Origin of the sequence: Dyadobacter sp. CY356, assembly GCF_021440195.1 — a bacterium.
Lineage (GTDB): Bacteria > Bacteroidota > Bacteroidia > Cytophagales > Spirosomataceae > Dyadobacter.
The window spans coordinates 972,434-985,263 of record NZ_JAJTSZ010000001.1 but is presented as its reverse complement, the minus strand read 5'-3'; the positions used below and the strand labels follow the sequence as shown (position 1 = coordinate 985,263).

14 protein-coding genes are annotated in these 12,830 nt (G+C 38.8%); 1 reads left to right on the top strand and 13 read right to left on the bottom strand.

Features of this window, described 5'->3' with window-relative positions; genetic code table 11:
• Positions 1-39: 39 nt before the first annotated feature.
• The 7 genes from LXL81_RS04155 to LXL81_RS04125 form a co-directional block, all read right to left on the bottom strand.
• On the bottom strand, positions 40-513 hold the full coding sequence (locus LXL81_RS04155; protein WP_234645444.1) for a DUF6252 family protein: 474 nt from the start codon (positions 511-513) through the stop codon (positions 40-42).
• A 244-nt stretch (positions 514-757) separates the two neighbouring features.
• The gene (locus LXL81_RS04150) at positions 758-1,564 is read right to left on the bottom strand and encodes a LytTR family DNA-binding domain-containing protein (protein WP_234645443.1); all 807 of its coding nucleotides are present in this window, start codon (positions 1,562-1,564) and stop codon (positions 758-760) included.
• Positions 1,565-1,567: 3 nt separating this feature from the next.
• Positions 1,568-4,594: a two-component regulator propeller domain-containing protein gene (locus LXL81_RS04145; protein WP_234645442.1), complete on the bottom strand. Its 3,027-nt coding sequence runs from the start codon at positions 4,592-4,594 to the stop codon at positions 1,568-1,570.
• Between the two features lie 66 nt (positions 4,595-4,660).
• A complete protein-coding gene (locus LXL81_RS04140) occupies positions 4,661-5,140 on the bottom strand; it encodes a hypothetical protein (RefSeq protein ID WP_234645441.1) in 480 nt (159 codons plus the stop codon).
• Positions 5,141-5,470: 330 nt separating this feature from the next.
• Complete coding sequence (locus tag LXL81_RS04135) at positions 5,471-6,244, bottom strand: LytTR family DNA-binding domain-containing protein (RefSeq protein ID WP_234645440.1); 774 nt, start codon at positions 6,242-6,244, stop codon at positions 5,471-5,473.
• A complete protein-coding gene (locus LXL81_RS04130) occupies positions 6,198-7,256 on the bottom strand; it encodes a sensor histidine kinase (protein ID WP_234645439.1) in 1,059 nt (352 codons plus the stop codon). Before LXL81_RS04130 ends, LXL81_RS04135 begins: the two co-directional genes overlap by 47 nt.
• Positions 7,219-7,905, bottom strand: coding sequence for a hypothetical protein (locus LXL81_RS04125; RefSeq protein ID WP_234645438.1), 687 nt, complete (start codon positions 7,903-7,905; stop codon positions 7,219-7,221). The genes LXL81_RS04130 and LXL81_RS04125 overlap by 38 nt, the downstream gene beginning before the upstream one ends.
• A gap of 274 nt (positions 7,906-8,179) precedes the next feature.
• On the opposite strand from LXL81_RS04125, the gene LXL81_RS04120 reads away from it, so the two are divergent.
• On the top strand, positions 8,180-8,557 hold the full coding sequence (locus LXL81_RS04120) for a response regulator (RefSeq protein ID WP_234645437.1): 378 nt from the start codon (positions 8,180-8,182) through the stop codon (positions 8,555-8,557).
• A 66-nt stretch (positions 8,558-8,623) separates the two neighbouring features.
• Here the strand turns inward: LXL81_RS04120 and LXL81_RS04115 are convergent, their stop codons facing one another.
• The 6 genes from LXL81_RS04115 to LXL81_RS04095 form a co-directional block, all read right to left on the bottom strand.
• On the bottom strand, positions 8,624-9,517 hold the full coding sequence (locus LXL81_RS04115) for a LysR substrate-binding domain-containing protein (protein ID WP_234645436.1): 894 nt from the start codon (positions 9,515-9,517) through the stop codon (positions 8,624-8,626).
• Positions 9,518-9,554: 37 nt separating this feature from the next.
• The gene (locus LXL81_RS04110; RefSeq protein ID WP_234645435.1) at positions 9,555-10,532 is read right to left on the bottom strand and encodes a YeiH family protein; all 978 of its coding nucleotides are present in this window, start codon (positions 10,530-10,532) and stop codon (positions 9,555-9,557) included.
• Between the two features lie 237 nt (positions 10,533-10,769).
• A complete protein-coding gene (locus tag LXL81_RS04105; protein ID WP_234645434.1) occupies positions 10,770-11,429 on the bottom strand; it encodes a DUF2461 domain-containing protein in 660 nt (219 codons plus the stop codon).
• Positions 11,430-11,503: 74 nt separating this feature from the next.
• Positions 11,504-12,310: a hypothetical protein gene (locus LXL81_RS04100; RefSeq protein WP_234645433.1), complete on the bottom strand. Its 807-nt coding sequence runs from the start codon at positions 12,308-12,310 to the stop codon at positions 11,504-11,506.
• A gap of 56 nt (positions 12,311-12,366) precedes the next feature.
• Complete coding sequence (locus tag LXL81_RS29235) at positions 12,367-12,531, bottom strand: DUF1016 N-terminal domain-containing protein (protein ID WP_409013859.1); 165 nt, start codon at positions 12,529-12,531, stop codon at positions 12,367-12,369.
• Positions 12,531-12,824: a hypothetical protein gene (locus tag LXL81_RS04095; RefSeq protein ID WP_234645432.1), complete on the bottom strand. Its 294-nt coding sequence runs from the start codon at positions 12,822-12,824 to the stop codon at positions 12,531-12,533. Before LXL81_RS04095 ends, LXL81_RS29235 begins: the two co-directional genes overlap by 1 nt.
• Positions 12,825-12,830 lie beyond the last annotated feature (6 nt).

Below are 12,830 nucleotides of genomic sequence, written 5' to 3'. Positions count from 1 at the left end.
CAGCCGATAACTTAGTTTGAATGAAGCGTTTTGTAAACCTTATCGAACATTAACGTTAAAACTTCCTTCTGTTAACGTTCTCTTTTTAGAACCTGACGCGTCATAAGCTGTGAAACTGAAAGTACCCGTCAGGCTGGTTTCTGTTTTTTTGGTAACCGTTATGCTTCCGCTTCCTCCATTTATCGTTGAAAAATCTTCCTTATTGATTGTGATAATACCAAAATTTACTTCGTTGATCGGGTATGTTCCTTCTGCTGCGGAATTTGGCAGCGCAATTGCAACGACATCACTCGTTTTACTATCCATTCCATAAATGGCATAATAGCCGTTTGCTCCTGGAAAGTTTGCCAGTGCATAGGCATAATCCGGTGTGTAATTATTTCCGTCAACTTTCACTTTAAAGCCCACCACAGCAGCCGGATCCGGGGTGACATCGTCCGATTTTTTACTGCAAGAGGTAAAACCTACAAGACAAATCATAACAAAAAATACCAAAATTGAAGAAGTTTTCATAATACTGAAAAGTTGTTTGTTAAGAATGAGAACATGGGAAATAGTAAAAAGACTTTAATTTTCCGTCTTTGTTTCCCTTTGACATTTCAAAACTAATACAACCGAAAGCTTCCAAATTTCAGAATATATGTAAGGCAGGTTTTACTTTAAAGCCGGTGAGAAATGCTGCACAATTGGTTAAAAAATGGTAATCTTTGAGATCATCTGAAGCGGTATATTTTACAAAAACTATCAATCAATTACGTCATTTCAACTTCCCGGAATTGACATAAAAATCCGACAAGAGTGCCAAAAATTCATCCTTACGACGGCGGGAAACCTCAATTTCAGTATTATCACTCATCCACACCTGGCCGCCGTCACCTTTGACATAACGTTTGATATGTTCAAGATTGACGATATTGGATTGGTGCACGCGAAAAAAATAATAGTTGTCCAGAATCTCTTCATATTCCTTCAAAAGCCGGGAAACCACGATGGCCGGTCCTTTGATAAGATGAAACTTTGTGTAAGATCCCAGTGACTCACATTGAATAATCTCTGTCATCTGAACAAAATGAATGCCTTCCGCTGTTGGCAGTGCAATCCGTTGATTGTCGTTCTTTTGACGATTAACCAGACGCATAGTACCCGGCGAGTCCAACTGCTGTTGTAAAATCGCAATCTGCTGCGGATTTATACTGGCTTGCCGGGATTTGTATTTCTCAACGGCAGCCTGCAACTCATCCGGATCGATAGGTTTCAAAAGATAATCTATGGCACTGAACCGGAATGCACGAATGGCAAATTCCTGATAGGCGGTAGTGAAAATAACACCAAAATCCACTTTTTCGAAAGAGGCCAGTAAATCAAATCCGGATTTTCCGGGCATCTGAATATCGAGAAAAACGAGGTTGGGATTTTTCTCTTTTATAAGCTCAATTCCCAGATCAGCATTTTTTGCTTCACCACAAATTTCAACGTCAGGATTCATCAACCTGAGCAGGTTAGCCAGCGCTTCCCTTGCGTTGGTTTCATCATCAATGATAACAGCGCGTAAATTTTGTTTCATATGTCATACATTTTCAAGTGGAATAGTCATGCTCACCATTGTGCCGACCGGATTATTACTGGCATCAAACAGATCAATAAATTCTATTTTTGCGTCACTGTCTTTGTGCCGTAGTGATTCAAAAATACCCTTTGTCATTTCCTCCCCGCGGGAAATATGCCCCTCTGTCCGCGGTGCAAAGGTGCGGCCTACACCATTGTCTTCAATTGTGCAGACAATATGTTTATCCAGAATCCTGGCTGTTATTTTCAATTTTTTCTCACCTTCCTTTGGCATCAATCCATGCCATATTGCATTTTCTACATAAGGCTGCAATAGCATCGGCGGCAGGTGCGCATCCAGCAGTGCTTCATTATCTTCAATATCAAAAGTATAGCTAAATTCATGATTGAATCGAAAAGATTCTATCTCCACATACATGCGCAGCGTATCAATGATCTGTTCAAAGGAAAGATACTGATGATTGGAATTCTCCATGATGCGCCGTACCAGTTTTGAAAATTTTGACAAATATTTAGCCCCTTCAACGCCCCGGTTGGTTAATAAATAATTCTGTACGGAGTTAAGTGAATTGAATAAGAAATGGGGGTTCATTTGTGACTGAAGGGCTTTTAGTCTCCATTCTGCAACCTGGAGATCAAGCCGGTTACGTTCCGCAAGGGTGTTGACCCGCCACCGCATCATCGCCACGATCATGGCTGCTATGGCCAGTCCGATGAGTGTTCTGAAAAACAAGGTATTGATAAAATAAGGCTCCACCCGGAATTTAACGACAAGCGGTGTTTCACTTATTTTACCAGAACTATTTCTGCTCCTGACCAGCAACCGGTATGGTTTGGAAGGAAGATTGGTAAAAGAAACAGTATGCTGATTGCCCAGGTCAATCCAGTTCGGTTCAAAACCTTCGAGTTTATAGCTGAAAAAGTTTTTTGAAGCAGGCTCATAATTTAATGTTGAAAAATTGAAAGTGATGGCGTTATCATCCGGTCCCAGAAAAATCTCTTTGGTTAGATCCTGATGTAATGTTTTACCTTTTATTTCAATGGAACTAATAACGACACCTGGTGTCACCACATTATTATTTAACTGATTTACATCCAGTATGTTAATGGCATTTGTGTGGCCTAAAAAAAGTTCGTTGCCCGCACTGTGATAAAAACCTATCGGAGCGTTGTTTTTCAATCCTTCTATTGTTGTCAGATAACGTATGTTGTGGGTTTTAGGGTTGGCAATGTGGATGCCTTCATTGGTACTGAACCAAAGATTCCCACCTGGCATTTCTGCGATATTGGCACAATAGGTATCGTTCAGCGCATCCGTTTTGAACTCAAATGTGCTTATAATCCTACCGGTCGGCGAAATTTTTGAAACACCGCCCCAGCTCGCAATCAGTATGGATCCGTCTGGTCCTTTTTGCATTCCGTTAATGCAATCCCCTCCTATTAATTTTCCTTTGTTTTCTGGTAGCGTTTCTATGTTCACAAATTCCCCCGATTTTTCATCGAAAAAAAATAACCCGCGTGAGCAAGTTGCAACCCAGATCCGGCCATCTGCTCCTTCGAGTATTCCCTTCAAATAAGTCAGATTCAACAGTTTCCTGCTTTCTTTGGCGGACCATAATTTGATTTCCTGTTTCGTAACCGGATCCATCACTTTTAATCCTTCATTCAGATTTGCAATCCATAACCGGCCTTTTTTATCTAACAATCCATCTCTGAAATCTGTATTTTTGAACAATGACAATGTCGGTTGAAAGGCAGTAAACTTTCCTTTTTTAAGATCTCCCGTAAAAACACCTTTATCTGTAAAAGCATAAGGACGGCCCAGAATCCATCGCATTTGCTGTGTGAATGCCTCGGCTGGGTATGGTAATAATTTAAAAAAATTTTCGGAAGGTTTCCAGATTAAGGCGCCGGAATGTGAAAGGCCTAAAAGAAAAGTTTCGTCCGGTGCAGGTAAAATTGTGGTGATCTGAACCGGAAGCCGGACCACACCAGCAGGAATTGCAATGGTTTTAATTCCGGCATTGCCATATCGATATTTGTAGACGCCGTCACTGGTTCCAATCCAGAGAATCCGGTTGATTTTATCTTCAATCATGGCCTTCACCCTTATTCCGTTCTTATAAAATTCAGGCAGATGATATAACGCATTACGATCAGGATAAAAAATACTGATCCCATCATTTGTTCCTACAAAAAGAAGCTTTTGACCATTTTCGTCCTGAGATTGCTGAACGCAGATTACATAGTTATGTTCAAAACCTGCTTTTCGTATATTAAAAGACTGATCATTTGGCGAAAAACGCACCAGGCCATATTCATAACTGCCTATCCAAAAATTCCCTTCACTGTCCTCACAAGCTTTTGACAATCGAACCGGTATACGATTTTTTGCCAAAATTGCTTCCTTACCAAGCATACAGACAAGCTTGTCTGCTTGGCGATCATATTTATAAAGACCTATTTCAGAAACAACCCAGAGTGTATGTTTTGAATCTTCAAAAAAGCTGGCATATTGGTAAACATCACCGCCGGAAGCCGTTTGTGAAAAAGTGTATCGGTGAAGTTTTCCGCTTGTGGTATCATATCTTTTCACCGACGTGTAATCACAAACCCAAACCTGGTCAAAGCTATCGACCATGCATTGTTCATGCAAATCATTGGTTGGGTCGGAATCATCATAATTATTGATCACCACAGTGGTTACTGCCAACGTTTTCGCATCGATTTTACACAAACCTTTGGTATCGTTGGAAGTATAAATATTTCCTTTGGAGTCGGTCGATACGCCCGAGCAATATCCCAGTTTAAGACTGTCCAGCCTGAGAAAATTGTATCCGTCATACCGGCAAATATTCCGGCCGGTACCAATCCACAAAAAGCCTTGTTTGTCATTAGTCAACGACCAGACTTCGTTGGACGGAAGCCCTTCCTTGGTTGTAATATGTTCGAGCGTAAGAGAGGGCATTTGAGCAAGAAGCGGCCCTGAGGTAAAAAACAAGAGCAGGAATGCCTGAAAGTACCTCATAAATCAGCCAGGGATTTGATATAATTACTTTTTAATTGTAAGCAAAAAAAAGGTTAAAGTCAACATTTACTGCCTTTTACCAGGTAAAAAGACTGCCTGAAACAGATCAGAATCCGGCAAAATATTGTCATCATCAGATTTCGACATCATTTTACTATTTGTACTTTTCCAGATACCGGAAATCAACATCAATCCCTTTGCTCTTTTTTGATATCCTCCCTGAAATGTCCGTGTAATTTCTCCATTTTCTGATTCAAATAATATAATCTTCTTGCCATCCCTGACCGCACCCACAACACTTATATGTCGGCGCATATCCTCTTCACAATAATAACCATTGACAAAACCATTCATTATCACCATATGCATGCGGGAATAACACTTCTGACAATCACTTTTATCAGTGTTGAAGTTTGCCATAAAAGTATTATCCAGGTTAACCGGCTCAATATGTGCAGGTTCCTGCATCGAACCAGCGCATTTTTTCTCGTAACAACATATCAAAAGGACAACATTAAAAGCCAAAAATGTTAGAAGTGATTTCATAAAAATATTGAGTCTGTGTGAAATTTTAAAAAAATATGAGCGTAAAAAGGATAATTATCGTGATAATTAACAAAGCAATCCAGTCAAATCCTTTTTCCAGAAATTTCCTGAGACTTTCCCTGACTGTTTTTAAGCCATTTTTGTTTGCAAAGTGTTCGCCCCGTGCCATACGCAGTTTTTATTAGTGGATGAAATTCACTTTAAAAATGAACAGGAAATGCGTTAAGAATTTTACTGATTGACAAACGGAGGCTGGACTACCAAAACTGGTAGAGATCAATTGATATTTGGAGAAGGAAAATAATGATGATGGCGGCTACAAAATGTAATTTAAACCAATAACAACTTCGCACGAATCTCTTCTGAATAAGAATATGCACTTTTGATCTTTGATACTCGTAAATCGTTCATAACCAAAATATAGGTTCCTTTGAAGTATTTATGAATTTCCCGGATTTTTAATTTATTGATAATGAAACCTCTGTGAACACGGAGAAATTCATCGGGAAGGCGTTCCTGTAAATATCCGAGCGGATAATCTATAAGCTTTTCTTCCTCGTTTGTGTGAATGTAAACGTATTTGTCTTTTGCCTCAAAAAAGCAGATATCAGAAACATGAACGAGGGTTATTTTATTGCCGGATTTAACCGGAATTGTCGTGATAAATTCTTTTGGCTGATTTTCAATGAGCAACATTTTGATTTTTTGCAGTACATCATTTTCGCTGATCTTACCTTTCATAATTCTTTGCATTGTTATATCAAAGCGCTCATTATCAACCGGTTTTAACAGATAATCCAGAGAGTTTTTCTCGAAAGCTTTTATCGCATATTCTTCATAGGCTGTTACAAAAACAATCATCGGCAAATAATCAAGATGATTTAACACCTCGAAACCATTCATTTCCGGCATTTGGATATCAAGAAAGACAAGATCAGGTCGCTGGTCATTGATAAGTCTGACAGCGGCTTTTCCATCATTTATTTCACCAATAACTTTGATCTGCGGATAGAATTCAAGTGCTTTTTTTAAACGATAAATCGCGATATCTTCATCGTCAACCAGCAACGTTCTTATTTCTTTTTGGGATAATAATCCGGACATGTTTTTCTGGTTCGTTATTTAATTCCAATGTAAAATTTCCCGGGTAGAGCAATTGCAGCTTAGTTCTTACCATTTGCAAGCCCATCCCGGAGCCAGGCATTGCTGAAAATTCAGGTCCGGAATCAGAAATAGTAACCAGCATTTCGTTTCCATCAAGCTTAATTCCGACTTTCACAACACCATTTTCCTTTCGTTTTTCAATACCATGTTTTAACGCATTCTCCACAATGGGCTGCAAAATAAAGGATGGAATTTGCAAAGGTAATACAGTATTATCCGCTTCAATTACGTAATCGAGCCGGTCGCCAAAACGTATTTTCTGCATATCCAGATATGTACGGATAATGTCGGTTTCATCCGATACAGCATGAAAAGTGGCACTGTTTTTATTCAATGTAAATCTGAAAAATTTCGATAAAAGCAGTACCATTTTCTCGGCCTTTGCCGGATCTTTCAAGATAAGTCCGGCTATGGTATTATGTACATTATAAAGAAAATGCGGGTTTACTTTTGCACGTAAAAGTTCGAGCTCAAAGGTGGTTTTCTGTTGTTCCAGTTCCAAAACACGGTATTGCTGACTTAAAATTTGTGAATTCAAAAGGCTTTTCCATTCCTCACTAACATAAATCGGGATGCCTGTCACAAGAACGATCAGTATGTTTAAAAAATAAATATTCCCTCCGCTAAATAATTGATAATGCTCATTTTTCCATATAAGTGACTGCGCAAAAAACATCATTTCGGAACCTGTCAATGCTGCCAAAATCAATAAAATAATCATAATAATCATCTTATAACTCTGGATTGAAGTCACCATGGTAAAAAAGTTTCGGTAGTTGATAACCAACATCATCAGGGATCCAATACAAGCGGTAGACAGTACAGAAATTACAATACGCTCCAAACGCTGGTCATAAGTAAAATACAGATACATACCGAAACCCAGCCCAATCAACAGGCAGATCAACAAAGTTTTAAGCGCGGGAAGCATCCTGTTTTTTGTTATGAACAATGGTTTTAGCTTTTAGAACAAATGTTTTTTTTGACAGAAGAATGAAGGTAATGATTATGTAAATTATTCCGGCAACCGATGGCAGAAATTGGCTGTATGGTTTGTAATCAGGAAACACGGTGCCAGTAAACGCAGACGAAATGGCACTAAAAGCACTGATCATTTTATAGGAATGTTCATACATTATGGACTTTCTCAGGAATTTTACAGCCATAAACGATTTGCAAAGGTCAAATCCGGTGACCAGAAATAACGCCCCGACAGTTGAATAGATAATGACAGGCGACCAGTATAATCCGTTGTATTTCAAATAATACAGATAATAAACAGCAGAAAAGATTACGAAGACCGGAATGATATAATCCGGCAATTCCGGTTTTTGACCACGCAATTTTAGCGTACGCATTCCACTGTAACAATTGTATCCGCTAAGTAGAGTAATAACCAGAAGAAAACTGTTGCGATTAAAAATGAAGACACCTAAAAAACCTGTAACGATGACCACTACGATCATCCACATGAAATATTTACCAAATAAAACATGTCTGCCCAAACCTTTTCTTACTAAAATGGCAGCGAAACCTGTTATGAGAGCTATAATTCCGGCAATAACATGAAGCGTAGCATTGGCAAAATGTAATTTTTCCATTGGTTGATTACTTTCGTTTGGCAAATCAACCTTCAATGCTTGCAATAAAGTATCATATTCCGACAAGTGAGGATATTATCCGCTGAACAAGGAGATTAAATATGAATCATGTTTGCTTAGAAAGTTGAGAACTTACGCGGTATCGCAATTCAATAATTCCTGACTCAATACGGGTAAGATGAAGTATAATGATGCTTTTATAGTGTAATTTTATTTCATGGCACGATTTTTGCTTTCTCAGTTATACTCAACGGTTAGGTTACCAAATAAAATAATGATGAAATTGTGTGTTATTGACGATGAATGGATTTGTAGTTTTCTCGCTCAGAAGCTGATCCAGAAAGTGGTGCCGGATTCTCAAATCACACATTTCAAAAATGGTCTGGAAGCCATTGAATTTATACAACAACACAGTGCTACACCATCATCTTTACCAGGATTTATTTTACTTGACATCAACATGCCGGTGGCCAATGGGTGGGATTTTCTTGATATGTTAAGTGACCTGAAAATCAATGATTACAATCCGGCGATTTATATTTCCAGTTCTTCACAAGATGCAGAAGATATCGCGATGGCCAAACAATACGCTTCCATTACCGGGTTTCTCCCTAAGCCATTAACGTTGAACAAGCTGGCAGATGTCCTTTAACAGGAGGTTTTTATGTTGCCATCCTTCCAATAAATTTTAATCATACTAGAAATTATACTATATCATTTACCGGCCAAAATGGCGTGCAAATCTGATGAATAATTCGGGCAATGCTTCTGGCTGGCCCTGTAATATAGCGAAGTAAAAATACCGCTCAATGCTGAGACCTTCCACATCTATAATGTAACATTCCTTGTTTTGTAATTCTTTCAAAACAGCATGGACGGACAGAAAAGCCACACAATTGGAATGCAGGATATACAGTTTCATACTTTCACTGCCACCAAGCTGCATTTCGCTGCTCAGTTCCGAAACATTAATACCGACCGTTTTCAAGGCATGACTGATCACTTCCAGTGTTCCCGACCCAGGCTCTCTTAGCAGTAAAGGAATTTGTTTTAACTGTTCGGGTTGAATAGAACCTGTTGTAACCAGCGAATTTTTTGTACTTGATACCAGCACAATTTCATCCTTTAAAAATTCGGTATACTTTATACCGGGATTTTTGGAATATCCTTCGATTACTCCGAGATCTATTTCCTTATTTTGCAGAGCCTGCTCAATTTGCTCAGTATTATTGATGGTTAAGGTGATATGTATGTCGGGAAACTTTTTATGGAAAGCAGCAAGAATTGGCGGCAAAATGTATTGCGCATTGGTGGTACTTGCACCTAACCGCAATATACCACGCTGCCTGTTTGCCAGACTATTAAGATCGAATTCGATGTTCCGGTAAATTTCAAAAATGCGTTCCGCATGATTGAGCAAAATTTCACCCGCCTGCGTCAGCTTTATTTTCGAACCATTTCTTTCAAAAAGCTTTATTTTCAGCTGATTTTCGAGCTCATGGATATGTTTGGTAACAGCTGGCTGGGAAATAAATAGTTCGGACGCAGCCTTTGTAAAATTAAGTCGTCGGGCCACAGTATGAAAAACCTGTAAACGGAAATCAAAAATCATAATCAGGATTATTTTCAAAACAGATAATAACCTGTAATTATACCAAATGAATTACAGCATACAAAGCCGCAGCAGATATCAGCAGCCATAATAAAAGTCCGGCGAACAAAGGTTTGAAGCCAATAGAAGTTAAAACTTTTCGCGATAATCCCGCCCCGATCAAAAATAAGGTAAGTGTAAGTCCTGCTTTGGAAACATAAATTAAAATAGGCCTGACAGCTGCGATTTGCGAAATGTAGGTACTGACAACCATAGCCAGCACGAAAAATGCAATAAAATAAGGCACACTGATTTTGCCAGTGCTATTTTTAAAAATATAACCTGAAATAAAAGCCACCGGAACAATCCAGAGTGCTCTTGTCAGCTTCACAGTCGTAGCTATTTCCAAAGCATGGTTCCCGTATTTACCGGCAGCACCAACAACAGAACTGGTATCATGAATTGCCAAAGCACACCACATTGCAAACTGCGTTTCTGACAAATTGAAATAATGTCCGACAACCGGAAAGATTATGAGCGCAACTGAATTTAGGATAAAAACGCAGCCCAGAGCCACTGAGATTTGCTTTTCTTCTGCTTTGATCACAGGCGAAACAGCAGCAATTGCACTCCCACCACAAATGGCTGTACCGCAGGAAATAAGAAATGAAGTTTTCTTTTCAATCCTGAAAACCTTGCCAAGGCCATAACCTACCGCCAAGGTGATGGCAATTGAAATAATTGTAAATATTACACCCTCTTTTCCTGTACGAAAGGCACTGTGCAGGTTCATGCCAAAACCGAGACCAACCACAGAAAGCTGCAATAACAGATGGGTCGCTTTGTGATTAAGATGCAAGTACGGATGCCCGCTGAACTGCGCCACAACAAGTCCCATCACAAGTGCTGCGGCAGGGCTTATAAAAGGTGTCAGACAAAGCACTGCACAAAGAGCAAAAATAATTTTCCTGCGGCTATCTTCCAGGTTTAATATTAATCCTGAGAAGTTATCATTTATATGTTTTTGATTGTCCATGATACCTTTGTTTTGATGCTCAAAGGTCATGTAAATTTAGCTGAGGCATTTATCACTTAAAAGTATGGGCGATAACTTTTGGTTATCACGTTTGTTGAATCTGGGAAATTACGTTTTATTTAATTCGTCTAAAAAGCTTCCTGAATCCAGGATCAGATTCGGGAAGCTTTTTATAAATTCTTAGGAAAAAAAATATGCTGTCAGATATGAATACCGTCAGGATCAGACGTCAAAACTTCACTCATGTAAAAAAAAAAAAAGCGGAAGCATATTTTTGAAAGCCAGACTCGCTTCTTTCAGAAAGGATTCACTCATTACCTGCTCGTCTAAAAATCTTTTAATCAGCAAAAATTGTTTAAAACGAAGAAGGTCGATATTGGTATCGTTTTTATCAAAACCTTTGGGTGTTGTTCTCACCTGCTCTCCCTGCAAAGTTCCAAAGTTTTCTTTGAACGATTTACTATTCAAAATTTTCCGCAAAGGGGCTGGGTCAAAACTGATTTCGTCACGGATTCTTTTCAAATCTTCTGCGTTCGGTGCCTGAAAACCACCAGCTACAAAACTGTTGCCTGGCTCGATATGAAAATAATAACCGCCTCTTCTTTGTTTTGTCGCTCTTGTATAGCTGCCACTCCAATTGGTTTTGTACGGAATTTTTTCTTTTGAAAACCGGGTATCCCGATAAATTCTGTGAAGGATTTTCTTACCGGAAGGTGGTTCTATCAAATCTTCTTTATTGAGCTCGTTTAATAACAAACCTGCAAAATCCTCTACAAAAGCCTGTTGCTCAATAAACTCTTCTTTATGTTCATTAAACCATTCACGGTTATTATTCTCTCTTAATATCTTCAAAAAATCCAGACTGGATGCCGGAATATAAGATTGCTTTTTTGACATGTTAAACTGTTAAAATCGATAATTTTATACAATTATCAAGCTTAATAAAACCGGTCCAAAGAGTTTAAACTGATCTATTTAATTTCAGATAGGGTTATCGTATTCGTCGCGCGGTTAAGACCATAAATCATTAATTTGTTTTTCACCGAATGATCAATGGCAATACCCTGTCCATAAATCTCCGCCGGCATGGTGCGAATATGTTCAAGTGTAAACCCTGATTTTGGCAATTTCATCACATATAGCTCAGGTCTGTCATGACCGGTACAATATAGCAATCCGTCATTACCCCAGGCGCCTCCGGAATTGCTTTTTGGCGTGAAAAGCTCAACAATATTTTTTGGAAATATCCATGATTCTGTTTGTCTCCATTCCAGGTCAAATTTCACAAGAGAGGTCCAGCGAACGTCTCTTCCTTCACTCGCCTCTTTTCCACTGTAATGGGCAAAACCAATCCACCAAAAACCATCTTTTTGGTCAATCCAGGTCAGTGAGCCATGTTCTGCAATACCAAAACTATGGTTTCCAATATGTTTCATTGTATTTACATCAAAAATCTCAACAGAACTTGCCATTGGAATTTCCGGATAATTCGAATTGGCACAATATAACTTTCCTTTGATAACAACGCCGCTGTTCAAATGTTTAATCCCTTCGCTTGTACCATCCCAGGTTGTAACAAGCTTTCCATCCGCTTTGGTAAACTTGCCGATTGTACTGTTATTGATCACATAAAAGAACCCACCATCAACAGCCACGGCTTGTTTTGCCTCGGCGACTTCGAAAGTTTTAATTTTTGTAACAGCCTGGGAAAAAACTTCTGTGTTCAGGAAAAATCCAAACAGTACGAGAGAATAGCTTTTAAAATTTTTAAAGGTCATAATTTTTGAGTAAATCAATTTCTAATCTAGTTGAATAAGTTTCTGCTGCGCAATTTCTAATCTCGTTTTACCGGATTTTCCCTGTAAATAAGGGACCTGATATGTGTCCAGCTCAATTGTATACGCAGTGCGAATACAATTTCCCTTTCCGGAAAGACAGACGCAAATTGCATACATTGTCGTAATTGTTTTTCACCCCACCCTTTTCCGTATTGATTAATTAAATCGTATGATAAGTTCGCGATAATCTGCTTACCATACTCAGCCCGCGGTTGGTTAATATTTCCTTGTTAATCCGCCCACCAATATTCCAGTATAATATAGTGATTTTAGCATTTACTGTCGTAGCAACGTTTTGTCTGCTCTGTTCAATAAGCAACGCGATATCCGTAAAAATACCCTTCTCGCTATTTTTATTTTTTTCTGTTTTTTTCATCATGATCGTGATGTGTATCGTGTGTTTCTTCGGACAATTTACGAGGAAGGAATCAATTGTCCCAATTTGATCTATCAAGAAAAA